Annotated in this window: 19 protein-coding genes, 3 tRNA genes and 1 riboswitch; of the genes, 8 read left to right on the forward strand and 14 right to left on the reverse strand. The window is 59.4% G+C overall.

Translation table 11 applies throughout. From position 1 onward, the window contains the following. Window positions 1-46: 46 nt before the first annotated feature. Complete coding sequence (cls, locus tag HMPREF2980_RS02065) at window positions 47-1,525, forward strand: cardiolipin synthase (protein ID WP_070634556.1); 1,479 nt, start codon at window positions 47-49, stop codon at window positions 1,523-1,525. Window positions 1,526-1,587: 62 nt separating this feature from the next. Beyond that, on the forward strand, window positions 1,588-2,145 hold the full coding sequence (locus HMPREF2980_RS02070) for a hypothetical protein (protein ID WP_005507226.1): 558 nt from the start codon (window positions 1,588-1,590) through the stop codon (window positions 2,143-2,145). Window positions 2,146-2,395: 250 nt separating this feature from the next. On the opposite strand, the gene HMPREF2980_RS02075 is transcribed toward HMPREF2980_RS02070, so the two are convergent. Further along, a complete protein-coding gene (locus HMPREF2980_RS02075; RefSeq protein WP_049346605.1) occupies window positions 2,396-3,592 on the reverse strand; it encodes an RNase H family protein in 1,197 nt (398 codons plus the stop codon). Between the two features lie 270 nt (window positions 3,593-3,862). Between HMPREF2980_RS02075 and HMPREF2980_RS02080 the strand changes: the two genes are divergently transcribed. After that, complete coding sequence (locus HMPREF2980_RS02080; protein ID WP_049338252.1) at window positions 3,863-4,141, forward strand: putative quinol monooxygenase; 279 nt, start codon at window positions 3,863-3,865, stop codon at window positions 4,139-4,141. A gap of 114 nt (window positions 4,142-4,255) precedes the next feature. Here the strand turns inward: HMPREF2980_RS02080 and HMPREF2980_RS02085 are convergent, their stop codons facing one another. Both HMPREF2980_RS02085 and ilvD read right to left on the reverse strand, forming a co-directional pair. After that, window positions 4,256-5,290: a hypothetical protein gene (locus HMPREF2980_RS02085; protein ID WP_049338253.1), complete on the reverse strand. Its 1,035-nt coding sequence runs from the start codon at window positions 5,288-5,290 to the stop codon at window positions 4,256-4,258. A gap of 252 nt (window positions 5,291-5,542) precedes the next feature. Continuing rightward, window positions 5,543-7,387: a dihydroxy-acid dehydratase gene (gene ilvD / locus HMPREF2980_RS02090; RefSeq protein WP_070593568.1), complete on the reverse strand. Its 1,845-nt coding sequence runs from the start codon at window positions 7,385-7,387 to the stop codon at window positions 5,543-5,545. A 403-nt stretch (window positions 7,388-7,790) separates the two neighbouring features. Between ilvD and HMPREF2980_RS02095 the strand changes: the two genes are divergently transcribed. After that, window positions 7,791-9,623, forward strand: coding sequence for an alpha,alpha-phosphotrehalase (locus HMPREF2980_RS02095; RefSeq protein ID WP_070634561.1), 1,833 nt, complete (start codon window positions 7,791-7,793; stop codon window positions 9,621-9,623). Between the two features lie 158 nt (window positions 9,624-9,781). Here the strand turns inward: HMPREF2980_RS02095 and HMPREF2980_RS02100 are convergent, their stop codons facing one another. The 7 genes from HMPREF2980_RS02100 to HMPREF2980_RS02130 all read right to left on the reverse strand — a co-directional run bounded on the left by HMPREF2980_RS02100 (window position 9,782) and on the right by HMPREF2980_RS02130 (window position 13,804). Then, window positions 9,782-10,732 (reverse strand): ABC transporter substrate-binding protein, encoded by a 951-nt coding sequence (locus HMPREF2980_RS02100; protein WP_070634579.1) that lies wholly within the window; start codon window positions 10,730-10,732, stop codon window positions 9,782-9,784. A 5-nt stretch (window positions 10,733-10,737) separates the two neighbouring features. Then, a complete protein-coding gene (locus HMPREF2980_RS02105) occupies window positions 10,738-11,436 on the reverse strand; it encodes an ABC transporter permease (protein WP_070689963.1) in 699 nt (232 codons plus the stop codon). Between the two features lie 3 nt (window positions 11,437-11,439). Then, complete coding sequence (locus HMPREF2980_RS02110) at window positions 11,440-12,219, reverse strand: ABC transporter permease (RefSeq protein WP_070688086.1); 780 nt, start codon at window positions 12,217-12,219, stop codon at window positions 11,440-11,442. Further along, complete coding sequence (locus HMPREF2980_RS02115; RefSeq protein WP_070605091.1) at window positions 12,216-13,166, reverse strand: ABC transporter ATP-binding protein; 951 nt, start codon at window positions 13,164-13,166, stop codon at window positions 12,216-12,218. Before HMPREF2980_RS02115 ends, HMPREF2980_RS02110 begins: the two co-directional genes overlap by 4 nt. Before the next feature lie 277 nt (window positions 13,167-13,443). After that, window positions 13,444-13,516 (reverse strand) — tRNA-Phe (locus HMPREF2980_RS02120). A gap of 73 nt (window positions 13,517-13,589) precedes the next feature. Then, window positions 13,590-13,663, reverse strand: a tRNA-Asp gene (locus tag HMPREF2980_RS02125). A 68-nt stretch (window positions 13,664-13,731) separates the two neighbouring features. Continuing rightward, window positions 13,732-13,804: transfer RNA gene (locus HMPREF2980_RS02130), tRNA-Glu, on the reverse strand. Between the two features lie 938 nt (window positions 13,805-14,742). On the opposite strand from HMPREF2980_RS02130, the gene HMPREF2980_RS02135 reads away from it, so the two are divergent. Then, entirely contained in the window at window positions 14,743-15,324 is a 582-nt protein-coding gene (locus HMPREF2980_RS02135) for a hypothetical protein (RefSeq protein WP_049358906.1), read from the forward strand. 367 nt (window positions 15,325-15,691) lie between these two features. Here HMPREF2980_RS02135 and HMPREF2980_RS02140 read toward each other — a convergent pair whose 3' ends face one another. Further along, window positions 15,692-17,095: an FAD-dependent oxidoreductase gene (locus HMPREF2980_RS02140; RefSeq protein ID WP_049340232.1), complete on the reverse strand. Its 1,404-nt coding sequence runs from the start codon at window positions 17,093-17,095 to the stop codon at window positions 15,692-15,694. A 296-nt stretch (window positions 17,096-17,391) separates the two neighbouring features. Continuing rightward, the gene (locus tag HMPREF2980_RS02145) at window positions 17,392-17,757 is read right to left on the reverse strand and encodes a DUF2218 domain-containing protein (RefSeq protein WP_049340230.1); all 366 of its coding nucleotides are present in this window, start codon (window positions 17,755-17,757) and stop codon (window positions 17,392-17,394) included. Between the two features lie 342 nt (window positions 17,758-18,099). On the opposite strand from HMPREF2980_RS02145, the gene HMPREF2980_RS02150 reads away from it, so the two are divergent. The 3 genes from HMPREF2980_RS02150 (at window position 18,100) to HMPREF2980_RS02160 (ending at window position 22,161) form a co-directional block, all read left to right on the forward strand. Beyond that, entirely contained in the window at window positions 18,100-19,566 is a 1,467-nt protein-coding gene (locus tag HMPREF2980_RS02150) for an NCS2 family permease (RefSeq protein ID WP_049327386.1), read from the forward strand. 320 nt (window positions 19,567-19,886) lie between these two features. Further along, the gene (locus tag HMPREF2980_RS02155; RefSeq protein ID WP_070689965.1) at window positions 19,887-21,335 is read left to right on the forward strand and encodes an NCS2 family permease; all 1,449 of its coding nucleotides are present in this window, start codon (window positions 19,887-19,889) and stop codon (window positions 21,333-21,335) included. Between the two features lie 142 nt (window positions 21,336-21,477). Continuing rightward, window positions 21,478-22,161 carry a hypothetical protein gene (locus HMPREF2980_RS02160; protein WP_049340223.1) on the forward strand — a complete coding sequence of 228 codons (684 nt, stop codon included), beginning with the start codon at window positions 21,478-21,480 and terminating at the stop codon, window positions 22,159-22,161. Between the two features lie 213 nt (window positions 22,162-22,374). On the opposite strand, the gene HMPREF2980_RS02165 is transcribed toward HMPREF2980_RS02160, so the two are convergent. Both HMPREF2980_RS02165 and HMPREF2980_RS02170 read right to left on the reverse strand, forming a co-directional pair. Continuing rightward, entirely contained in the window at window positions 22,375-22,803 is a 429-nt protein-coding gene (locus tag HMPREF2980_RS02165) for a YchJ family protein (RefSeq protein ID WP_049354437.1), read from the reverse strand. A 169-nt stretch (window positions 22,804-22,972) separates the two neighbouring features. Next, the gene (locus HMPREF2980_RS02170) at window positions 22,973-24,400 is read right to left on the reverse strand and encodes an LLM class flavin-dependent oxidoreductase (protein WP_070689966.1); all 1,428 of its coding nucleotides are present in this window, start codon (window positions 24,398-24,400) and stop codon (window positions 22,973-22,975) included. Window positions 24,401-24,514: 114 nt separating this feature from the next. After that, window positions 24,515-24,623: riboswitch (SAM riboswitch) on the reverse strand. Window positions 24,624-24,783: the final 160 nt, after the last annotated feature.

Here is a 24,783-nt window from a genome sequence, read left to right on the forward strand (position 1 = left end):
CCCCCCCCCCCCCCCGCCCCACACGAAATACCGGCATAATAGAGGGATGAACTTGTTTGCCCCCGCCTACCTCGACTTCCTGCCCGACTGGCTACGCCTCGCACTCGGCATAGCCGATATCCTCATCCGACTCGCAGCCCTCTGTTGGCTCCCCTACAACCGCAAACCCGTGGTTGCCCTGGGCTGGCTCATGGCCATCTTCTTCATCCCCTTCGTAGGGTTCATCGCATTCCTCGTCTTCGGCTCCTCGCGCCTGCCCGCCTACCGCCGCGCACGCCAACACGCCATGAACGACTTGATCCGCGAAGTCAGCGAGAACAAGCCCTTCCTCACCCGCACCGACGACCTCTCCGACCCCGCAAAGGCAGCCAGCCAGCTCAACTACACCCTGGGCTCACTCCCCCTGGTCGGCGGCAACCAATTCACCCTCCACACCGACAACCACGAGGCAATGGTCGCCATGGCGGAAGAAGTCGACCGCGCCACCAAATACGTGCACTTCGAGTTCTACATCACCGCCTACGACGAGGCGAGCGCAGTCCTCTGGGACGCCCTCTTCGCAGCCCACGAACGCGGTGTACAGGTGCGCGTACTCCTCGACCACATCGGCTCCTGCAAATACCCGTCCTATAAGAAACTCGTGAAAATGCTCAACGACTCGGGTATGCAGTGGCGCCTCATGCTGCCGCTCAAACCGTGGAAACTCAAGTGGCAGCGACCCGACCTGCGTAACCACCGCAAGGTCCTCGTCGTGGACGGACGCGTCGCGTTCTCCGGTTCGCAGAACGCTATTCACCGCTCCTACGACATGCCCGAAAACATTAAGAAGGGCTTGGAGTGGAAGGACCTGACCTTCTCCTGCACCGGCCCCATCGTTGAAGAGCTCAACGCCGTTTTCGTCTCCGACTGGTACTCCGAAACGAACCAGCTGATCCTGGCAGAAATTAACACCAATATCCCCTACTACAAGGATGGGATGCGCGCCCAGGTTGTGCCCTCCGGCCCCGGTTTTGAAACCGAAAACAACCTGCGCCTCATTAACTACCTGATCTACAACGCCGAGCGGCGTATTACCATCTGCTCGCCCTACTTCGTGCCCGAAGAGACCCTACTGCAGGCACTCACGAACGCCGCCTACTCCGGTATTGAAACCACCGTGATTGTGTGCGAGAAGGGCGACCAGTTCCTGCCGAACATGGCGCAGCGTTCCTACTACGAGCAGCTGCTGCAGGCGGGTGTGCGTATTCTGCAGTACCCCAGCCCGACCGTGTTGCACTCCAAGTTCATGATGGTCGACGACGAAATTACGTTCATTGGCTCGTCCAATATGGACCCGCGTTCCTTCTCACTGAACATGGAAGTGTCAACGTTCGTCATTGACCGCGGCATGGTCGCGATGCTGGATGAAGTATGCGCCGAATACGAGCAGGTCTGCACCGAGCTGCTGTACACCCAGTGGGCGGAGCGCCCGCGCCGCATCAAGATGGTGGAGAACCTCTGCCGACTGTGGTCATCGCTCCTCTAAGCTATTTGTCACACACTCGGGGGTCTGAGTTTTCATCCCCGCACCCGCCAAAGGACTATCGAATGCCCCTTCTATTCCGTAAAGCACGCCGTAAATTCGCTGAACTCGATGCGCACGACGTTGCTCACCGTATCTCTGCGTACACCTACGGTAATTTCTTGGTGCTGGCGGCTCTGCTGAGCATTCACGACGCGAACGCGATCTTTGACGGCACCGCAATCCTCTACATTACGGGTACCGGTCTGACCACCTACATTGCCCACGTCATCTCAGAAATGCAGGAGTACCGGGTGCTGCACGGCGGCACCCCGCCGCGAGATTTCGTCAAGCACGCGCTGGGCAACGCGAGCCCTATTCTGGGTACGACCGTGTACCCCGTGGCGCTCCTGATTCTGGCGACATTCCTACCGCCCGGCGGCACCTACGACATCATTTTTGACTGCACTATTATTCTCTGTCTTGTGACCGTGGTGTGGCGTATTTTTACCCTCAACTTCGCGATTGCTCGCTACCGCGGCGAGCCAATCTGCTGGCGTACTGTCCGAAGCGCCGTGTGGCTCACCCTCGCCGTTATTGTTCTTGCGATTGTGAAGATTATGTTCACCCACGCTGGTAAATAACCTAAAAGCTCCCCCCCCCTGAGTTCGATTGATTCGACGCTCAGGGGGAGCTTTCGTTTCCCCCGCATTCTTTTCCCACGCACCATTGCAGGATGCGCGGGGCTACAAGCTAGAGCAGCGCTACAGGTGAGCCTCGTAAAAGCGCATGCGGAGAAGGCAAAAGGGCAAAAAGAAACACGCGACACCTCCGACATCGCATACCTTCGTATGCAGCGAATGTATCGCGCGTTCATTTCTACCCTGGACTAGTTTAGCGCCATAAACGGTTTCCCGTGTGGATTGAAGAAGGTTTAATCTGCAACCACTCCGGCGCAAGCAGGCGAACAGCCTTCGCACACCCCGACAAAGCAGTAATAATCGACTCGCAACGCTGATTAAACTCGCTCTGATGACGCTTATCCACAATCTGCCCCGGAAAATGGCGATGCATCTTCGACACAGAGTCGCTACTCTCCTGCAAACCGTGGCCCGTATGGCCCGGAACATGCTTCACCAGCACACGCTTCTCGCGGATAGCCTCCGTCAAAGCACGCATCTGAGACACCACACGCTCATCCTGAATACCCTCAGAAACCCACGCCTCAAAAGCCCAACGGCTATGCGCCAAACGCAACACAAACGTCAACGCACCCAAAGAATCCGTATGAATAATCAGGCGGCGCGAACCGCTATGGAACACCGTATAAGCCGCCAACATTGCAGACAGCTCACCGGTCATAATGTTCACGCCATCATAGTGGGCATGAAAATAGAAGCCGTCCTCACTCACGCCGGCGATACCCATACGGCCGCCACGCTGATACTTCTTATTGTGAGTCGAACGGAACGAACAATCCGTGAAAACGCTATAGTCCTGCAGCTGATCCAGCGGACGAGGGGTCAGTGCCTCCTCCACCATCTCATCCACAGCGGTACGTGCCGCACACACCTCAGCCTGCATCCGCTCATACGCGGGCGTGCCAGCAAGCTTCACATGCACTTCACCCAAAGAATGGTTATCGTACGGGTCCAGCACCTTCTCAAAGGCGCGGTACTCCATAATCCCCTTCAACTGGTCGCAATCACGGAAAAGATGCTTCAGATTCTTACGGTCAGCAGCAATCGTCACCAGGTTCTGACGGTACTGCTCAGGAACCACATCCCACGCAGAAAGCACGGCACGACCCAGCAGACGCGGATGCACCTCATCACAGCACTCCATCAGGGAATGAACGTGAGTGAAAAGCATCAGCTCCTCATTCACCACCGTGCGGGTGCCGTCCTGCTTAGAAATAAAAACCACCGTCGACAACGCCGAATAGCAAAAACCCTGCGCCGTACGATGCTCCTGAGCCACCGCAATCACAGCAACGCCCTGATTCGTGTACCCGGCAGGGTACGAGGCGCTATAGTCGGGAGCCTCCCAAGTCAGGGTGCATCGTTTGATATGCGCCGGTGAAAATCCCATGAGTGTCACCCCCCATGTGTGCCATACCGCTTCTCCTTCCATTCATGCGGTGTATCGTCCTCGTTCTTTTATAGGTCGAAAAGAAAGGGGCACGCAAATATAAAACACCTTTTTTACAGTTAGCGAATGGGCCAGCCGAAAATCCTCTCACCCGCCGCCACAGCGCAAGAAAACCACGACCATTGCCTCCCCGAACCGGGGGTGAAGGTGTACGGTAAAAGAGTCATATACAACGCGGCCTCACGCCGCCCACCCCATAAGGAGAGCCCCATGATTGGTGTTTACGCCGGAGTATCCGTCAAGCCCGAGCACGTCGAAGAATTCCTCAAGACCATCGAACCGCTCGTGACCGCAAGCCGCCAGGACGAAGGCAACGTCAGCTACGACTTCGGTGCCGTCTCCGACACCGACTTCGCATTCATCGAGCGATGGGAATCCCAGGAACTACTCGAAAAGCACATGGGCGCCGAGCACTTCCAGAAGGCTGTTGCCGCATGGGAGCCGCTGCTCTCCTCCGAGCTGGACGTTCGCATCGTCAACTTCCGCTAAGCGACGTTAAATACCGAAGGTGCCCGGCACCCCCTCTGTGAGGGGCGCCGGGCACCTTCGTATATCACCCTTGGAGACGAGCGCAGCTACTCGCGGCGCGCCTTTATGCTCGGTCTAGCGGCGTTCCAAACCGACCTCCACCGAATCAAGCGTGAAACCATTCGTCGCGCTCACGCAATGCACCTTACCGCTATTCACCGACTTGCAGGTGTAACCATACGCGGTCACCACCTGACCGGTCGGCAGTGCAGTAATACCCTCGGTATTCACCGGCTCCGGGGTGGCGGTCTGACCGACCAGGCTCACCTCGGGCGCCTGGCCCTGCACCATGTGCACGCGCTGCTGCGCCTTACCGGATGCGGCATCCCAGCCCTCCAGGGTCACGCCCACCAGCGCCTGGCAGTCCACACCTGACGGGGTCACCGAACACGCGACCTTAGAGTCCGGGCTGGTGAAACGCAGCGCCTCAACAGTCTTCGCAGAATCACCCTGACCGAAAGTGCCGCCACCGTACGCTTCAGCGAAAGTCAGCGTACCCGACAGCATGCGGGTCTGTGCCGGAATCAGCGCCAGGCGCGGCTTCTCAACGCTACCACCCTGCGTGAAGCAGGCACCCGTAATGTAGTCGCGGCCCTGCACCTTCGTAGCGCACTGGTACCACTCAACACTCGCCGCGCCGTCCTGGTTCTTGCGGCTGTTGAAGAGGCGCACCGCCTCCTGAGCCTTGGCACAATCCGAACCGTCATACACGTAAATACCGGCGGAACCACCCAGCAGGCTTGTCACACCGCAGCGGGTGCCCGCATCAATAGTGTTCGCAGAGCCACTCGCCGAGGCGTATGCCGCCTCGTACTCGGCGTCCGTGCTCGGCTCATCCGTGGGGGTCGCTACCGAGTCGTACGTTACCGGGGAATCCAGGCCGGCAGAGATCTGCACAGTATTCGGCTTCCAGGAGCCATCCGCCGCGGTGAACAGGGTCTTTGCATCAACGGGCGCAGAAGAAGTCGCCACCATCATCGGGGCGGTTTCAGAATCATCAGCCTGCGGCTGAGCAGAGCAAGAGCTCAAAGCGAGCGCACCGATACAGGCAAGAGCCGTCAGGGCACGACGAGTAAAAGCACGCTGTGCGCGTGCGGGCAGGGTAACCATGAATACGTCCTTGTGAGGGTTGCGAATTGCGTTGTGTTTGAGTGGTTGTGCTGAGTCGGTGAATCGGGTACCTAAATACCTTCTTACACCCTACTGCACCGCAACTGACAAGGCAATACGCCGCACCGGGTATCCCACGACGGTAAACAAATACGCGAACAAAGAACAGCGCCCCGCCCGCAGAAAAACCGCGGAACGGGGCGCCAGCCCATCAGGGCAAGATATTAAATTCTCACACGATACGTGAGGGGCTTATGCGTCCTCGGGCAGGATGCGCACGCCGCCCTTATCAGCCGAAGCAGCCAGCATGCCGTACACCTTCAGGGCGTTCGATACCTGACGCTCACGCGGCTTGGTCGGACGCCACGGTGCAGCGCCCTTCGCCTCGCGGCGAGCAGCAAGCTCCTCATCCGAAACGTTCACACGCAGGATGCGGTTGTTCACGTCAATCTCAATCTCGTCACCGGTCTGCACCAGGCCGATCGCGCCGCCAGCAGCCGCCTCCGGGGAGACGTGACCGATAGAAATACCCGAGGTACCACCGGAGAAACGACCGTCAGTAATCAGCGCACACTTCTTGCCAAGGCCCAGACCCTTCAGGTAGGAGGTCGGGTACAGCATTTCCTGCATGCCGGGGCCACCCTTCGGACCCTCGTACTGGATGACAACAATGTCGCCTTCCTTCACGTTCTTCGACAGAATCTCGTGCACAGCCTCGTCCTGCGACTCGACCACGAAGGCGCGGCCCTTGAAGTGGAACAGCTCCTCATCAATACCAGCAGACTTGATGATCGCGCCGTTCTGGGCAATGTTGCCGTACAGGACCGCCAGACCGCCGTCCTTGGTGTACGCGTGCTCCACGGCGCGGATGCAACCGTTCTCGGCGTCGGTCTCGTGGGATTCGTACTTGTTCGCGGTGGAGAACGCCTGAGTGGTGCGCACGCCGCCGGGAGCAGCGAGGAACAGTTCCTTCGCCTTCTCGCTCGCCTTGCCGCTGCGGATATCCCACTCGTCCAGCCACTCGTCCAGCGAGTCAGCGTGAACAGAATGAACGTTCTTGTGCAGCAGGCCGGCACGGTTCAACTCACCCAGCAGGGCAGGAATACCGCCGGCACGGTGCACGTGCTCAATGTGGTACTTAGTGGAGTTCGGGGCAACCTTCGCCAGGCAGGGAACCTGACGCGAAATACGGTCAATATCCTTCAGGGTGAAGTCAGCACCCGCCTCATGAGCAATCGCCAGGGTGTGCAGCACAGTGTTGGTCGAACCGCCCATCGCCACATCCAGCGCCATAGCGTTCTCGAACGCCTCCTTGGTCGCAATGGAGCGCGGCAGAACCGACTCGTCATCCTGCTCGTAGTAGCGCTTGGACAGTTCAACGATGCGGCGGCCAGCATCCAGGAACAGCTCCTTACGAGCAACCTGAGTAGCCAGGGTGGTGCCGTTACCGGGCAGCGCCAGGCCAATCGCCTCATTCAGGCAGTTCATGGAGTTCGCGGTGAACATACCCGCGCACGAACCGCAGGTCGGGCACGCATTCTTCTCAATCTGGGCGAGCGCAGCGTCGCTGACGCTGTCATCAACAGCCATCACCATGGCGTCCACCAGGTCAAGGCGGTGCTCAACAATACCCTCAATGCCCTCGCCGGACTCCATGGGGCCGCCAGAGACAAAGATGGTGGGGATGTTCAGGCGCATAGCCGCCAGAAGCATACCGGGGGTGATCTTGTCACAGTTAGAGATGCAGACCAGCGCGTCGGCACGGTGCGCGTTGACCATGTACTCGACCGAGTCAGCAATCAGATCGCGGGAAGGCAGCGAGTAGAGCATACCGTCGTGACCCATCGCGATGCCGTCATCAACAGCGATGGTGTTAAATTCCTTGGCGACGCCGCCAGCCTCACGAATCGCGCCGGCGACCAGTTCACCCATGTCCTTCAGGTGCACGTGGCCGGGCACGAACTGGGTGAAGGAGTTCGCAATAGCAATAATGGGCTTGCCGAAGTCGTCATCGCCCATGCCGGTGGCACGCCACAGGGCGCGGGCACCAGCCATGTTACGGCCGTGAGTTGAAGTACGTGAACGCAGTTCTGGCATTGTTTTACCTTCCGTAGTGATGCAAGTACTGATTTTACGCGCGGCGTCCAACGCTCTTCAGCTCAGGGTCACTTTGGTTTCATGCATCGAAACGCGCACGAGCCTGCAACCGCCTATCGGTGGGAGGGTTGAGGCCACGGGGGTTGTGCCGGATCTGCGGCAGAATTGCCCCCTTTGGGGTAGACGGGGGACATCACCCCATTATGCCCCCTAATCTGGAATGAGCCCAGGTTCCGGGCGGCGATATTCAGTCGGCGAACGCACCGGGAGGCGGCGGGCCGCTGTGCCTGCCGCGTACGGGCCTCGCTGTGCATACGTAGCAGCACACGCAGCACCGGCGCGGTTCGTTTCCAACACACTGATTTATACACGCTGAACCCTGCTTACATTTCAGAAGGTTTCCATGACACAGGCACCCACCGCATCGCTCACCCTCACCCCGGCAACCAGCCCTGCAACCACCCCGGCAGGTGGCAAGGATTTCGCGTCCTCCGTCATCTACCAGGTGTACCCCAAGTCCTTCTACTCCTCGGCGGGTGGCGCCTACGGCGACCTGCGCGGCGTCATCGAGAAGGTGCCCTACATTGCTTCCCTGGGCGTGGACATGGTGTGGTTCAACCCGTTCTTCGCCTCCCCGCAGAACGACAACGGCTACGACATCTCCGACTACTACGCCATCAACCCCGACCTGGGCACCATGGAGGACGTCGAAGAGATGATTGCTGCCCTCGCCAAGCACGGTGTGGGCGTCATGTTCGATATGGTGCTCAATCATGTTTCGACCGAGCACGAGTGGTTCCAGCGTGCGCTCGCCGGTGAGCGCGAGTACTGGGATTACTTCTACATTCGCCCCGGCAAATACACCGAGGATGGTCAGCTGCGCGAACCGACCAACTGGGAATCGAAGTTCGGCGGCCCCTGCTGGTCCCGCTTTGGCGAGTACACGGATGAACACGGCACGCCCCTGTTCTATATGCACCTGTACGACCGCACCCAGGCGGACGTGAACTGGTACAACCCGACTGTGCGCGACGAACTGTTTAAGGTCGTGAACTTCTGGTACGAGAAAGGTGTACGCGGTTTCCGCTTTGACGTCATTAACGTCATCGGTAAGGGTGAAGAGCTACTCGACGCCCCCGAAGGCACCGTGGACAAGGCACAATACACCGACACCCCGATTGTGCACACCCGCATTCAGCAGCTGAACCGCGCATCCTTCGGTCAGTATGATGACACCGTGACCGTGGGCGAAATGTCCTCGACCAGCATCGAAAACTGCGTGGGCTACTCCAACCCGGCAAACCACGAGCTGGACATGGTGTTCAGCTTCCACCACCTGAAGGTGGACTACGAGAACGGCGAGAAGTGGTCGAAGGTGCCGTTCCGTTTTGCCAAGTTGAAGCAGATCCTGAACGATTGGGCACTGGGTATGCAGGCCGGCGGCGGCTGGAACGCGCTGTTCTGGAATAACCACGATCAGCCGCGCGCGCTGAACCGTTTTGGTGACGTTGAGCGTTACCGTGCCGAATCGGCAACCATGCTGGCGACCGTGATTCACCTGCTACGCGGCACCCCGTACGTGTACCAGGGCGAGGAAATCGGCATGATTGACCCGGTCTACTCCTCGATTGAGCAGTATGTGGATGTGGAGGCGCACAACGCCTATGCGATGCTGCGTGAGCGCGGTCTGAGCGAGCAGCAGGCACTGGAGATTGTAGCCTCGAAGGCTCGCGATAATTCGCGTGTGCCGATGCAATGGGCCGCGGATCCGGCGACTGCCGGTTTTGGTTCCACGTCGCCGTGGCTGACTCCCGCCCCGGTGCGTGACGCGGCGACCGGTGCCGGTATTTCGGTGGAGGATGAGGAACGCGACGGCGTGATTCTGCCCTACTACCGCAACCTGATTGCCCTACGTAAGCAGTACCCGGTCATCTCTGCGAGTTCGTACGCGCCCTACGCGCTGGATCACGAGCGGGTGTTTGCGTACCTGCGTGAGCTGCCTGCTGATGGTACCCGCCCGGCGCAGTGTCTGCTAGTGCTGACGAACTTCTACGGTGAGCCGACCGAGGTTGAGGTTCCGGCTGAATTCGTTCGTTCCGGTCGCGTGCTGGTGTGTAATTACAAGAATTCTGCGGTCGATTCCGCTGCGGCGGATTCTGCCGTATCTGATTCAGCTGAGACGGTGACACTGAGCCTGCGCCCCTACGAGGCTCTGGCGCTACTGATTGAGGGCTAAAAAGCTACTGTATGCCCCTCCCCTGACCTGTGGGGAGACGTGTGGGAGAAGGACGACTATAAACCGACCTGGCAATATTCTATTTCTAGAATATTCCCAGGTCGGTTCTGCTTAAACCATTCCTGTAGAGGAATTTATGTGGAATATCAGGCAGAATCTTAGAAGCCGTGCTCGTTCAGCCAGGTACCCGCCGCCTGCGCGGGCTCCTGCTTAGAGGTACCCGAAACACGGTCATTGAGAGTGCGCAAATCAGCGGTGGTGAGCTTCGCCGAGACACGGTTCAGAACCTCCGCCGCAGAGTCGGGAACTCGCGAGGTATTGATAATGGGCAGCACCTGCTGAGCCAGAATCATGTTCTTCGGATCCTCCAGCACCACCAGCTGATTCTGCTCAATTGCGGGGGTGGTCGAGTAGAGGTCAACCACCTGCACGGTGTCATCCAGCAGGGCCTTGACGGTCAGCGCGCCACCACCATCCGAGAGGGGCACAAACTCGGCGGGGGCGCATCCGTACTTCTCTTTCAGACCCGGGATGCCGTAGGCGCGCTCGGCGAACTCCGGGGCGGCGCCGAGCTTCAGATTCGTGCAGCGGGAGGCGAGGTCTTCAAGGCTTCGCAGACCGTATTTCTGGGCGGTCTGCGCGGTAACGACAAGCGAGTCCTTATCCTCCGCCTCGGAGGCGTTCAGGGCGCGGATTTCAGCCCCGGAGCCACCCGTGGTGAGGGTGCCGAGGGCGGCGGGTAGCGCCTGCAGAATCTCCTGCGCAGTGCTAGCTGTAGCCTTCGGGTCGAGGTAAAGCAGCAGGTTGCCGGAGTAGTCCGGGATAACGTCCACCGCACCGGAGGCGAGTGCCCCCAGGTACGCCTCGCGGGCGCCGATGCTCAGCTGGGTACGGGCGTTGAATCCCGCCCGGGCGAGGGCTCCGGCGTAGATTTCGGCAAGGATTTGGGATTCAGCGAAGGCCGCTGAGCCGACAATGATTCCTTCATGTTCGCCGCTGAAGACTTTGTCGCCGCTGAGCCCGCAGGCGCTGAGAATACCCGCCATGCCGAGCGCTCCGGCGGCGGCTAGGGCAGTGCGACGAGAGAAGGTTTTAGGTGCCTGAATCATCGGGTTCATGCCTTCTTCCGGTTGATGGTGAGCCCCGCGGGAGTGAGCGCACGCTGCACGAGGCCCATGAGCGCGTCCACGGCGAAAGCGAGAAGCGCCACGAGCAGGGTTGCGACGAGCATACGCGGGTAATCGCGCACGGCGAGCCCATCAAAGAGGTACCTGCCGAGGGTTCCGCCGCTGAGGTAGGCGACGATGGTCGCGGTTGCGATGACCTGCACGAGTGCGGAGCGGAGCCCGCCGAGCATCATGTTGGCGGCGAGCGGGATTTCGAGGCCGGTCAGAATCTGCCATTCGGTGAGTCCCTGGGCGCGGGCTGCGTCCACGAGGTCTTCCGGTACGGCGGCGAGGCCTTCAAGAACTCCGGCGAGCAGAGGCGCCGCCGCAATAATAATGAGCACGATGAGGGCGGGCAGGGTCGAGACACCCAGCCAGAGTGCCAGGATAGTGAGCAGACCGAGCGCGGGCAGCGCGCGGGTGGCGGCAACGGTGCTCATGAGCAGGTTGCTACGGCCGCGGTTGGTGCCGTCGGAGGGTCGGTGGTGCCCTGCCCAGAGGCCGAGGGGCACGACGATGAGTGCCGCGCAGACGGTGGCAAGGGCGGTGACGCTCAGGTGTTCGAGCAGGCGCACGAGGATTCCGCCGCTTCCCTGCCAGTTGGCGCCGTCCATGAGGTAGGCGAAGGTTCGTTCTATGACGTTCACGGGTTATGCCTTCCTTTCGGGACTGCGGCGGTTCGCAACCGTAGCCGCCTGCCAGGGCGTAAATGCCCTCGTCAGAAGGATAAGGAGCAGGTCGAGGACCAACGCGAGCAGCAGGCTAAGGATCACGCCAGCCAGGATTTCCGAAGGGATATTGCGCGCGAGTCCGTCGGTGAAGAGCGTGCCGAGCGAGGGCACACCGATGAGGGCACCCACGGACACCATCGCAATATTCGCCACGGTTGCCACGCGGATTCCCGCCATAATGACGGGCGTAGCGAGGGGCAAGTAGAGCTCCATCAGCGCCTGTCGGGGCGTGTATCCGAGGGCGCGTGCAGATTCGTGCACGCTATCGGGTACGGAGTCGAAGGCATCCACACCGGAGCGCACCATGAGCGAGAAGGAGTAAACGCTCAGGGCGACGAGCACGTTCAGCGGGGAAATAATGGAGGTTCCCAGAATGAGCGGCATCAGCACGAACAGCGCGATCGAGGGGATGGTGTACAGCAGCGAGGAGAGATGCATGAGGGTTCGCGCACCGATGCGGCGTTCGGAACCGCGGTCACGGCGACGGCTCGCGTAGTAGGCGACCGGCAGCGCGACGAGAGCGCCAATCGCGACGGGCACGACGCCCTGGTAGAGGTGGCTGAGGGTCAGCTCGAGGATGCGCTGGCTGTTGGTGGCGACCCACTCCCAGTGCATATCGCTTGCCGCCAGGGGTGATGCCACTAGGGACTGCGCGGCGAGAGGTGGTGCCGCGAGCACAATATTTTCTAGAAGACTCATTCGCTTTTCTCGCCTTCTACCACACCATTCTGTGCTTCTCGGGAGGCGGCAAGTCGGCGTGCGCGCGCCTGGCGCACCGTCTGCTCATCCAGCAGACCGGCAACGGAGCGGCTCACGAAGGAACGCACAAAATCATCGGCGGGGCTGTAGAGAATCTCTTCGGGAGTACCGAACTGTGCGAGGCGGCCGCCCTCCGCGAAGACGGCGATTGTATCGCCGAGCAGAAGCGCCTCATCAATGTCGTGGGTGACGAACACGATCGTCTTGGCGAGTCGACCCTGTAGGCGCAGCAGCTCTTTCTGCAGGTCGGTACGCACCACCGGATCCACCGCGGAGAACGGCTCGTCCATCAGCAGGACGGGCGCATCGGCGGCGAGAGCACGCGCCACACCAACGCGCTGCACCTGACCGCCCGAAAGCTGGGAGGGGTAGCGCTTGGCGTACGAAGGATCCAGACCGACTACTTCGAGCAGTTCGAGGGCGCGCGCCTGCGCCTCCTTGCGGGAGGCGCCGAGCAGGCGCGGTACGGTGGCAATATTCTGCGCGACGGTGCGGTGCGGCATGAGCCCGCCCTGCTGCATTACGTAGCCAATGCCGCGGCGCAACTCGTAGGGGTTCTTCTCGTGCACGTTCACGCCGTCAATGGTGATGGTTCCGCTATTGGGCTCCACCATGCGGTTAATCATGCGTAGACTAGTGGTTTTACCGCAGCCGGAGGGGCCGACGAACACGGTAATCTGACCGGCGGGAATATGCAGGTTCAGGTTCTGCAGTACCGTGGTGGGTTCACCGGTTCGGCTCGGGTAGCTTTTGGTGATGTTCTCGAAGCGGATTCCGCCCGCCTGAGCACTATCGACAGCAGCATTTTTTGCCCAGGGAATCTGGGGTGAGCCCGGAATTTGGGGTGAGATTTCCGGAGGCTGAGCGCTGGGATTCTGAGCGGTCATGGGTGCGGCAATCCTTTCTACAGCCTGGTGTTACAGCCTGGTGTTACAGCCCGGTTTTATAACCCGGTGCATGCGCCGTGCCCGCAGAAATATTTGGGTCAGTTTTCTGCGGGAAGCTTTCTAGAGTGAGCGTGGCGTTGTTTTCTTATACAAAAGGCGGCATCTGAGGGTTTTATTCCCAAGATGCCGCCTTTTCGACGGTTTTTCAGTATCTGCAACCGCAAAGTTTTTTAAAAACAAAACCCGCCCCACTGTAGAAGCCTGGAGGCGGATTTCGTGGCTCCGACCGGCGTCGATCCGGTGACCTTACGATTTTCAGTCGTACGCTCTACCAACTGAGCTACAGAGCCTTGCGTATTTACTTTTAGATACGCAATGACCGCGTCTTCGGATGAATAATCATCTGAAATTACGCGGCCAGAGCGACCCCGACGGGACTTGAACCCGCGACCTCCGCCGTGACAGGGCGGCGCGCTAACCAACTGCGCTACGGGGCCTTGTTGGAATCAACAGAAGTAAATTCTATATCATCTAACTTGGCTTTGCAAATTGTGAGATTTGCAAGTACCCCCAACGGGATTTGAACCCGTGCTACCGCCGTGAAAGGGCGGCGTCCTAGGCCGCTAGACGATGGGGGCCTAGTCGATCGAACAGGTTCCGTTTTCTTCATCCCGTCGTTCGAACCTCCACTAGTCTATGACAGGTTTGCGGAGGCGCGCAAACCGTTTTGTTCGATTTTGCCCGATTTTGACCCCCATTTTCGACCATTTATAGCCTGGCACATATGTATTTAAGCTTGTCAATGAGGATTCAGAAAAACTTCAAAAAATTTTAAAATTTCTTCACAACACCCCATATCAGGGGCTTTTGGAGGGGTTTTAGCGACTTTTGGGCGCCTACAGAGGCCTCGAGGAAGCCCTATTTTTTGCTCTGATTTCTACAAATTTCCTTCAGAATCTTTCAAAATTTTGTTCCGAAGATGCCGGCATCAGTCCCGCAAGAATTCCAAAAACCCACCTTCACATCTCTTATACACCCCTCTTATGCGCATCGCAGCGGCCAAAAAACTCCACAATATCTCCAAAAAATTTTCGACAACTTTCTACGCGCTTATATAGGACATGCAGGCAAGACGCTACCCTGGGCGCAAATATCTGCAAGAGAGTGCACAGCAACACCTCTCTAGAGGGTTCACCCCAGCACCCCCGGAACCCTCAAAAATGTGCCGCGCAAAGCAACTACAGGCCAGAATGCACGTAGATGCAAATATTCACTCTTGGGAATACAATAAACCGGCTTGTCAGACGCTTATTTTTCTCTCAGTGCAGATATCTACGCAATTATGACGACGCAGAAATATAAAGATTTGATAAACCTCTAGCGATTGACAAGGAGAGATGAAAGCTGGCTGAAAATACCCCCTGAAATAGCTTGAAGCCCCCTCTTTGAGCACCGTACTATAGAGGGCGTGAGGTCACTTCCGGACCTTGCACGGGGCCACTTCCGGAGCCCCAGACGTAAAGTCACCGCACATTACAGCACCGATAAACCGCATAGAGATCCAAAGGGGGATCCAGTGTCCGCAACGATGAATCGCCGCATGGCATTCCGTGCACTCGGCGTAGGCACCGCAACCATCGCTCTCGGCTGTGTAGCTGCACCCGCAGCGCAGGCACAGCAGATGGCGCACCCGCAGAAGGCAATGACTGCCGACCAGCAGCTCAAGCTGATCCTGCGCCGCCTAGAGCAGGTACCTGCCCGTTTGAAGTATGCGAAGCCTGGATCCTCCAACCGCGTTAATAGCGGCATTGAGAGCGCACTGGGCAACCTGACCACCGTCCAGGGCACTGACGCAGGCCGTCAGATTGCAAGCGCTAAGGCCGCTGTTCGTAAGTCTGATGGACGCGCCCACGCAGCTCTCTCCCCCGTTGGTGTTATTGCCTGCGTTGTCAGTATTGCAAAGTTTGTCATTCAGCTGGGCATCGCCATTTACAAGCTTATTAAGGCACTCGTTAACGCCTTCAAGCAGTGGAAGACCTTCAAGAACATCGTGAAGGCCGTCATTTCTGGTGAAGCCCGCAAGAAGCTGGGTACTGAAACTGAAACCGTACTCAAGGCCATTTTGGGCATTGAAGACGTCCTCAAAAAGTGTGCATAGTCTACACACCGTACGGCTATGCGCTTGTTTAGAGAGCTAATCTTGGTGTTTCTTTAGCTTTCTAGACCCCGTTAAGGGATGCGCCGCACGTGGAGTCACTGCATGGGCTCGCTGCGCGTCCGGGTAGCCGGAGGGTATGTCCTCGAGTGTCTTCGGCGCCTACCCAGCCCACCCCGCATGACCTCATGGTGCGGGGTGGGTTTCTTTAACCGCTCTTTCGACGGCTCTTCCGGGCGAGCGCTTCTTGAGCTTCCTCCCCCGCTACTCCCCTACTTCTTATTACCTCCTTATATATAGACAAAAATCGACCCCGCACCGGTTCACGGTACGGGGTCGATTTCTATGTTCTGCGTACTAGACGTAAGGATTACTCGCCGCGGGAGACGTTAATCATCTCGTCGCGGTCCACAACCTTCACACGGGCGCGAGGCTCACCGGCTGCATCCTTGGATGCGGCGCCCAGTGCCTTCTCGTGGTCGTCCAGACGGTGCCAGCCTTCCCAGGTGGTGTACTTGATGCCCTTGGAGTCCAGGTAGGCGCTGAATGCCTCTGCCTCCGGCTCGGGTGCGGTGTAGAGGTTCTCGCGGTCCTCGAGCAGGTGGGTGATGGTCTCGAGTGCATCAGACTTGGTGGAGCCGATCAGGCCGACGGGGCCGCGCTTAATCCAACCGGATGCGTACAGGCCGGGAACGACCTCGCCGTTCTCGTCCACGACGCGACCCTCAACGTTGGTGATGACGCCGCGCTTGTCGTCGTAACCGATTTCGGGCAGTTCGGAACCAAAGTAGCCGATCGCGCGGTAGACAGCCTGTACGGGGTAGTCCACGTACTCGCCGGTGCCGATGATACCGCCGTTGCCGTCGAGCTTGTTGCGTTCAATGCGCAGGCCCACGACCTTGCCGTCTTCGCCGAGGATCTCGTGCGGGGACTGCAGGAAGTGCAGGTGCAGGCGGCGGGATGCGGTCTGCTCATTGGTCTTCTGGTCTTCCAGCCAGCCGCGCAGGGTCTTCATCATGACCTTGGTCTGCGCGTTCTTCTCCATTGCTTCTTCGGAAGCAGCGTCGAACTGGAAGTCCTCTTCATACAGGACGATGTCCACGTCGCGGGAGTGTGCGAGTTCGCGCAGCTCGAGCGGGGTGAACTTCATCTGTGCGGGGCCGCGGCGACCGAAGACGTGCACGTCGGTCACGGGAGAAGCCTTCAGGCCCTGGTAGACGTTGTCGGGGATTTCGGTGACGAGCAGGTCGTCAGCATGCTTGGAGAGGATGCGGGAGACGTCCAGGGCGACGTTGCCGTTACCGAGCACTGCAACCTGCTCAGCTTCGAGCGGCCAGGTGCGGGGGTAGTCGGGGTGGCCGTCGTACCAGGAGACGAAGTCTGCTGCGCCGTAGGAGCCGTCCAGGTCGATGCCCTTAATGTTCAGGGGTGCATCAAAAATCGCGCCGGTTGCGAAGATGATGGCGTCGTAGTGTTCGCGCAGGTCGGCGAGGGTCAGGTCCTTGCCGTATTCGACGTTGCCGAAGAAACGGATGTCGCCGCGGTCCAAGACCTTGTGCAGCGCGGTGATGATGCCCTTGATACGGGGGTGATCCGGTGCCACACCGTAGCGGATCAGGCCGAAGGGGGCGGGGTAGCGGTCGAAGATGTCGATGGCGACCTCGACGGCGCCGGTGCGGACCTCTTCAGACTTGGTGAGGATGTCGGCGGTGTAAATACCGGCGGGACCTGCACCAATAACGGCGACGCGCAGGGGGCGTGCTGCTTCAGACACGAAAATCTTCCTTTCGAAGTTCACCGTCCGGCGCCCGGTGCGGCGCGAACAGGCGGTGAGCTTAGTGTTCACTTCCTGCCTATTTTACCGGGGATTGACGGGTGTTCGGGGGCTTATATGTCGTCGCCCACTAAATAGGACAATTTTCTGTCACCTAATCCGGGCGGGGTCACCTAATCCGGGGAGGTGCGGCACGGTCGGTTCCGGAACCCTGCGCACGCGGCGGGCGTAAAAACTGCCCCGCCCTCCGAGGTGCAGGAGGGCGGGGCAGGGTAACGAAGACTAGAAAGCAGGGACTAGGAGGCGGGTACCGCCTCAAAGGTCACGACCAGTTCGTCACGCTCACCGAAGCGGACCAGGTGGCGGTCCAGCACATCCGCCAGACCAGCAGCCAACTCGTCACTTTCGGCGCGCACCTCCATGATGAGGGCACCGTCGATTTCGCGCAGGTCACCGTAGCCGCGGAAAATACCGTCGCGGTTGAAGGTGAGGCGCAGACCGTCGGGCAGTTCTGCGGTGCCGAGCTTGCGGCCCATGTGCGAGCCGAGCTGCTTGATGTATCGGGCGGGGCGGTCGGTTGCTACGACGGCGCGCTGGCGTACCGGCAGGGATTCCGCGGCGGGGTAGTTCTCAGCGGTGTTTTCCTGGGGAGTTTCAGTCACGGTGGATTCCTTCTCATCTATGCCGGAAAAGGCTCACCACACGGAACCTGGCATCCGGCGACGCATGTTTCACCTCGAATATAGCAGAAACTTAGGGTCTACTAACCTAACAAACTATCATTGTTCGCGCAGAGGCGAGAGATAGTTACCGCTATTACGCCCCCAAAAAATCTCTGAACGAAAGCTGGGAATTTCCTGGATTAACGCTTAGAGAAACTTTAACCGTAGAATATTTCGGTACAACAGTGTCACCTCCCCAACACACCGGGAAGTGGCACTTTTTTATGCGGGATCGGAACCCCGAACCCCGCCCCGACTATGAGTATCTACGGATTTTCACGAATGTCTTCTGAGAACACCGCGGCTCCCCAGAGCCCCAAGGCAGAAGCCAAGGGCGCACTGGACCGTTACTTCAAGATCACTGAGCGAGGCTCCACCATCGCCGCAGAATTCCGCGGCGGCCTCGCCACCTTCTTCGCGATGAGCTACATCGTCGTGCTGAACCCCCTCATCATCGGCCTCGGCAAGGACGCATCCGGCAACGCCCTCGGCGTACCGCAGGTCGCAGCAATGACCGCACTGGTCGCAGGCGTCATGACCATCCTCATGGGCGTCGTCGCCAAGCAGCCCTTCGCCATGGCGGCAGGCCTCGGCGTGAACGCGCTGCTGGCAACCACCATCGCCTCCACCCCCGGACTGACCTGGCCCGCCATCATGGGCCTCGTCGTCTGGGCTGGTGTGCTGATGACCATCCTCGTGCTGACCGGCTTCCGCACCGCAGTGTTCAACGCGGTTCCCGAATCGCTCAAGGTTGCAATCGTCGTCGGTATCGGCTTCTTCATCGCCTTCATCGGCCTCGTCAACGCAGGTATCATCCGCCGCATGCCCGACGCAGCAGGCACCACCGTGCCCGTCTCCTTCGGCGTCAGCGGTCACCTGCTCGGCTGGCCCACCCTCGTCTTCCTCTTCGGCCTGTTCCTCACCATTGCGCTGTTCATCCGCAACGTGAAGGGTGCAATCCTCTACGGCGTGCTCGCCTCCACCGCCCTCTCCATCATCCTGGAGAAGGTCGTGCCCTCCGGCAGCTCGGTTAAGTCCCCCACCGGCTGGTCCCTGAACGTCCCCGTCTGGGACTCCAACACCAGCAAGCTGCCCAACTTCTCCCTGTTCGGCTCCGCTGACCTGTTCGCTGCCTTCGGCACCCTCGGTGGCATGGCTGCTGTTCTGCTGATCTTCACCATCCTCATCTCCGCGTTCTTCGACGCAATGGGCACCTCCGTCGGTCTCGCAACCGAAGCAGGCACCATCAAGGACGGCCAGATCGAGAACGTCGACAAGGTCCTGCTCGTGGACGCCCTCGGCTCCGTAGCCGGCGGTGGCACCTCCTCCTCCGCAAGCCAGATCTTCGTGGAGTCCGCAACCGGTATCGGCGCGGGCGCACGCACCGGCTTCGCGAACGTCGTCACCGGCGCACTGTTCCTCGTCGCGATCTTCCTGTCCCCGCTGGTCACCATCGTGCCCTTCGAAGCTGTTGCACCCGCAATGGTGTTCGTTGGCTTCCTGATGATCCGCCAGGCAGTGAACATCGACTGGAACGACTGGGGTCTGGGTATCCCCGCGTTCATGACCATCATCTTCATGCCGCTGGCATACTCCATCGCGGACGGTATCGGTGCAGGCTTCCTGTCCTACGTCTTCATCCGCCTGGTGCAGGGTCGCGGCAAGGAAGTTCACTGGCTCATGTACGTGGTTTCCGCAGTGTTCCTCATCTTCTTCGCTAACGGCCTGATTACCGGCTGGATGCACTAAATACATCGGGTGCCTCACCCTCCACACGTGGAGGAGCGGGCGCCATCAGGGCGGGGTATCGGCACCTTTGGAGTGCCGGTACCCCGCCCTGCGCTATTCTTCCCTCTACCCCAACTACCCAATTCTGGTTGCAGGGGTCGGGGAAACACCACATCACCGACTGAACCGCCGCACACAACGCGTTTCAACGGCACAAGCTATGCGGCGGCGCCTACAATGGTTGAACCATCGTGGCGCCCAACCCGGGATTTACCCGCGAGCTTCACCCGCGAAACCGGCGGCGCAACAGTACACACCGAACAACATCAACGGATCCTCACATGTCTGAACCCCAGAAGGCGGCAGCGCCCACCAGCGCACTCGACCGCTACTTCAAGATTTCCGAACGCGGCTCCTCCATCGCCGCAGAATTCCGCGGCGGCCTCGCCGCATTCTTCGCCATGAGCTACATCGTGGTGCTGAACCCCCTCGTCATCGGCCTCGGCAAGGACGCATCCGAACGCACCCTCGGTATCGCACCCGTCGCGGCTGTGACCGCGCTGGTTGCCGGCGTGATGACCATCCTCATGGGTGTTATCGCCAAGCAGCCCTTCGCCATGGCGGCTGGCCTGGGCGTGAACGCGCTGCTCGCCTCCACCATTGCCACCACCCCGAACCTGACCTGGGCAGACATCATGGGCCTGGTCGTTCTTGCCGGTCTGATCATGACCGTTCTGGTGCTCACCGGCTTCCGTACCGCGGTGTTTGAGGCGGTCCCCGAGTCGCTCAAGACCGCGATTGTGGTCGGTATCGGCTTCTTTATTTCCTTTATCGGTCTGGTCGACTCCGGCATTATCCGCCGCATGCCTGACGCAGCTGGCACCACCGTTCCGGTGAGCCTCGGCGCGGGCGGTCACCTGCTCGGCTGGCCCACCCTCGTCTTCCTCTTCGGCCTGTTCTTCACCATCGCCCTGTTCATCCGTAACGTGAAGGGTGCGATCCTGTGGGGCGTGCTTGCCTCCACTGCGCTGTCCCTGATTCTGGAGGCGGTTGTCCCCTCCGGTTCCGTGAAGGAGGCGGCAACCGGCTGGTCCCTGAACGTGCCCTCCCTGGCGGACATGAAGTTCACCACCCCGAACTTCTCCCTCATCGGTTCCGCTGACCTGTTCGGCGCGTTCACCCACATCGGCCCGCTGGCTGCGTCGCTGCTGGTGTTCACCATTCTGCTGTCCGTGTTCTTCGACGCGATGGGCGTTTCGGTGGGTCTTGCCGCCGAGGCTGGCACCATGAAGGACGGCAAGGTTGAGGACATCGACAAGGTCCTGCTCGTGGACGCTTTCGGTTCCGTTGTTGGTGGTGGCGCGTCCGGTTCGGCGAACCAGATTTTCGTGGAGTCCGCTACCGGTATTGGTGCGGGCGCACGCACCGGTTTCGCGAACATTGTGACCGGTGTGCTGTTCCTGCTGGCGATTTTCATCTCGCCCCTGGTCACCATCGTTCCCTTCGAGGCGGTTGCCCCCGCACTGGTTGTGGTCGGCTTCCTGATGATCCGCCAGGCCGTGAACATTGACTGGACCGACTGGGGTCTGGGCATCCCGGCGTTCCTGACCATTATTTTCATGCCGCTGTCGTACTCGATTGCGAACGGTATTGGCGCCGGTTTCGTGTCCTACACCTTCATTCGCCTGGTGCAGGGCCGCGGCAAGGATGTGCACTGGCTGATGTACCTGGTCTCCGCGGTGTTCGTGATTTACTTCGGTATGGGCATCATTAACGGCTGGACCCACTAAGTCCAACGGAGCACATATTTGCTGAGGGCAGGTTCCTGAGGTAGCTGAGAACGTAAGTTTTCAAGCTGCCGAAGGGCCTGCCTTTTGTGTATCTGATTCGCTCTTACATGTTCCTTATCGCGCCTGGGTGCAAGGAAAAATCATGGCAGAATCATTCCGTTTCCGGTATGATTCTGCCATGATGTCCGTTCAAGAGTATGCTCAAGAAGCTAAGGTTTCAGAGCGAAGCGTACGCGCCCGCCTAGAACGCGGAATGCTCCAAGGTCGTAAATTGGGGAGCCGCTGGGTTGTCGACGCCATCCCCGCAGCACACCGCAGTAATGCTGGCCGCCCTATTTCTTTTGAAGCATTCAACGCTTTGGCTCGCTACTGTGACGGGCAGTCATCTGTTCTATCTGCTGAGGAACGCCGCAGGGCGAAAGAACGCGCCTCAGCAATTCAGATGCAAGGACCTGCGTCTGTTGAGCGATACCGAGCCCGCCGCGGGCTGAAAGTACATCATCTGCAGGCTCCTCCCGCTGAGATTCCAGCAATTTTGGAAGACCCCGCATTGTCGCTTACTGGCATTAGTAGCGATATTTCGCAGGTGTACGGCTCAATGGTTGATGCATATGTTTCAAGCCAGGATTTAGAGAATATTATTTTTCTCTACAATCTGCTTCCAGCTTCCGCGGATTCAGCGAACGTCATCTTGCGTGAATGCGATGAGCCGCCCCATATTCTGCCCCTGCACGTGGCGGTGGATCTTCTAGATTTGGGGGATCCGCGAAGCTCCGCTGAGGCAGAGCGCATTCTTCAAGAATCTGTTTTCAAGGAAGCGTCTTAGTCATGAACGCATCACCTATTTTGATTCCTGCTATTGGGGCAGAGCGTGCCTCTTGGCTTGGTCTGGCTGATATCTCAGATTGACTTTGAAAAGCTTCTAAAAGACAGAAGCTAGCGAAAACGAAGAATGGCAGAATCATTCCGGTTTCGGAATGATTCTGCCATTTCTTTATGTGCTCGCACCCTGCACGAGACAGGGGGGCGAGAGCTAGAGTTAGCGGACGTCCCCATCCACATAAAACCAGGCACCGCCCACCTTCTCAAAGCGCGACAGCTCATGCATGCTACCCTTCACCCGCTCCTCCGCAGGTGTGCCCGGCACCGAGCGGTAATACGCAACGAACTCCACCGTACCGGATGCATCAAACGGGCCGCCCGAAGAGCCCAGAATATCCAGGCGGTACCAGCGGATATCATCCTCCAAATCCAGCATCGCCGGGCGAGTACTCGGATGCCAGCTCGCCAACAGGTACGCCGCGTCCCCCGTCGCAAACGCGGTAAAACGCGAGCGCATCAGCTGCTCCGGCGCAGGCGCAGTCAGCGTACCGGAGGCGGCAAACTCGCCCAGGAACCTGCCGCAGCAGGCGCCGTACACCTCGCCGCTCGAGCAGGGACAGCGGTCATCATGGTTAAGTTCAGTCATGCCACCCAGTATAAAGAACGCGCCACGTCAAGAAGGTATCGCATCAAGAAAGCACAGCGCAAAGAAACGCCCGCCCTGCCGGGGGTACAAATCCTCCAGCAGAACGGGCGTTCTTGTTTTCAATCGTTAAGTTTGAGCGAACCTACACGGTACGCTTCAGCGGCAACGCTTATTCAGCGATTGCGCGAGCCGGGGTGTCAGCAGCCGAAGGCTTGCCCACGTATGCGCCGCGGTACTTAGCAGCCGGGTGGCTGTCAGCAACCTTGGTGTGGCCCTTACCGAAGATGTTCTCACGCAGGGTGTTGCCCTCGTACTCGGTGCGGTAGCGGCCGCGCTTCTGCAGCTCGGGAACAACGTACTCGATGAAGTCCTCGAAGGAACCCGGGGAGACGTGGTACGCCAGGTTGATGCCGTCCAGGCCGCCCTCGTCGATCCAACGCTCCAGCTCGTCAGCAACCTGAACCGGGTCACCAACAATGACCTCGCCCATACCGCCGAGGGTGGTGTGCTCAGCGATGTCCTTGCGGGTCCACTTCTTGTCCTTCGCCTGCAGGGTGAAGGGGGTCAGGAAGGACTGAATCGACTCGGTCTGCACGTAGTTCAGGACCTCGTCCTCGTCGAACTGGGACAGGTCAACACCGGACCAGCCGCCGACAATAGCCTGTGCAGAGTCGAGGTTGATGTACTTCTTGTAATCCTCGTACTTTGCCTTTGCCTTCTCTTCGGTCTCATCCACGATGACGGAGAGCATTGCGAGGATCTTGACGTCGTCGCGGCTACGGCCCTGCTCCTCTGCAGCGGCGCGAATACGGTCGGTCACAACGCGGGTCAGGTCCGGGCGCAGGGCGCTGATGAACACAGCCTCAGCGTGCTTGCCGGAGAACTGCTGGCCGCGGCTGGATGCGCCAGCCTGGAAAATCACGGGGGTGCGCTGCGGGCTCGGCTCGGTCAGGGAGATGCCGGGTACGGAGAAGTACTTGCCCTTGTGGCCAATCGGGTGGACCTTGGAGGGGTCAGCGTAGATGCCGCGCTCGCGGTCCTTGATGACTGCGCCGTCTTCCCAGGAGCCTTCCCACAGCTTGTAGCAGACGTCCAGGAACTCGTCAGCGATTTCGTAGCGCTCGTCGTGCGGGATCTGGGTGGGCAGGCCCTGGTTCTCAGCAGCCGAAGGCAGGTAAGAGGTCACAACGTTGAAGCCGACGCGGCCCTCAGTGAGGTGGTCGAGGGAGGCGTAGCGGCGAGCCAGGGTGTAGGGCTGCTCGAAAGTAGCGGCAGCAGTCACGCCGAAGCCGAGGTGCTCGGTCACTGCAGCCATTGCAGAAATCTGGGTTGCGGGGTCATTCACGGGAACCTGAGCGGCACCCTCAATGGCGGGAGCGGCAGAGTTCTTGTACACGTCGTAGATACCAACAACGTCAGCGATGAACACGGCGTCAAACAGGCCGCGCTCAAGGGTCTTAGCCAGGTCCGTCCAGTACTTGATGGTGTTGTACTCGGTTGCACGGGAACTCGGGTGACGCCAGAGGTCGAAGCTCTGGTGACCAATGCAGGTCATTTCGAATGCGTTAACTACGATGCGCTTCTTCTGCTCAGCCATCGATTTTCCTTTCGCGAATGATCGGGGACGATCGGGTTAGTGCCCTGCACCCCGCGCGCCGCCTCCTTCTTGCCTTCTGCGTTCGGTGGTGGCCTTCGTGCAGGTGGCGCGTTCGCGCCGTACTTGCCTCTTTCCGTTGAGGCCAGATCATCATCTGGGGCACCCCGCTACGGGAGAGGGTTGCCGCCCGGCTAGCCAGAGCTTAGCGCCGGGACTCATGATCTCGTGGTTTGAGTGTACGGGGCGCACGGGAGGGAGGTCACGTTTGTGACGAAAAAATCTTTTTGTGACGTGGAACCGAAATATTTCGTGATAAATGCGAAATATACGGTCATAGAAATTCATACGCGCCCGCCGGGTTGATTGAGGCACGCCACAGCCCA

Source organism: Rothia sp. HMSC076D04 (assembly GCF_001814645.1).
In the GTDB taxonomy this organism is placed as follows: Bacteria; Actinomycetota; Actinomycetes; order Actinomycetales; family Micrococcaceae; genus Rothia; species Rothia mucilaginosa.

Coding starts and splice junctions, on each gene's coding strand:
- cls (WP_070634556.1), top strand. CDS start 47: ATGAACTTGTTTGCCCCCGCCTACCTCGACTTCCTGCCCGACTGGCTA.
- HMPREF2980_RS02070 (WP_005507226.1), top strand. CDS start 1,588: ATGCCCCTTCTATTCCGTAAAGCACGCCGTAAATTCGCTGAACTCGAT.
- HMPREF2980_RS02075 (WP_049346605.1), bottom strand. CDS start 3,592: ATGGGATTTTCACCGGCGCATATCAAACGATGCACCCTGACTTGGGAG.
- HMPREF2980_RS02080 (WP_049338252.1), top strand. CDS start 3,863: ATGATTGGTGTTTACGCCGGAGTATCCGTCAAGCCCGAGCACGTCGAA.
- HMPREF2980_RS02085 (WP_049338253.1), bottom strand. CDS start 5,290: ATGGTTACCCTGCCCGCACGCGCACAGCGTGCTTTTACTCGTCGTGCC.
- ilvD (WP_070593568.1), bottom strand. CDS start 7,387: ATGCCAGAACTGCGTTCACGTACTTCAACTCACGGCCGTAACATGGCT.
- HMPREF2980_RS02095 (WP_070634561.1), top strand. CDS start 7,791: ATGACACAGGCACCCACCGCATCGCTCACCCTCACCCCGGCAACCAGC.
- HMPREF2980_RS02100 (WP_070634579.1), bottom strand. CDS start 10,732: ATGATTCAGGCACCTAAAACCTTCTCTCGTCGCACTGCCCTAGCCGCC.
- HMPREF2980_RS02110 (WP_070688086.1), bottom strand. CDS start 12,219: ATGAGTCTTCTAGAAAATATTGTGCTCGCGGCACCACCTCTCGCCGCG.
- HMPREF2980_RS02115 (WP_070605091.1), bottom strand. CDS start 13,166: ATGACCGCTCAGAATCCCAGCGCTCAGCCTCCGGAAATCTCACCCCAA.
- HMPREF2980_RS02150 (WP_049327386.1), top strand. CDS start 18,100: ATGTCTTCTGAGAACACCGCGGCTCCCCAGAGCCCCAAGGCAGAAGCC.
- HMPREF2980_RS02155 (WP_070689965.1), top strand. CDS start 19,887: ATGTCTGAACCCCAGAAGGCGGCAGCGCCCACCAGCGCACTCGACCGC.
- HMPREF2980_RS02160 (WP_049340223.1), top strand. CDS start 21,478: ATGGCAGAATCATTCCGTTTCCGGTATGATTCTGCCATGATGTCCGTT.
- HMPREF2980_RS02165 (WP_049354437.1), bottom strand. CDS start 22,803: ATGACTGAACTTAACCATGATGACCGCTGTCCCTGCTCGAGCGGCGAG.
- HMPREF2980_RS02170 (WP_070689966.1), bottom strand. CDS start 24,400: ATGGCTGAGCAGAAGAAGCGCATCGTAGTTAACGCATTCGAAATGACC.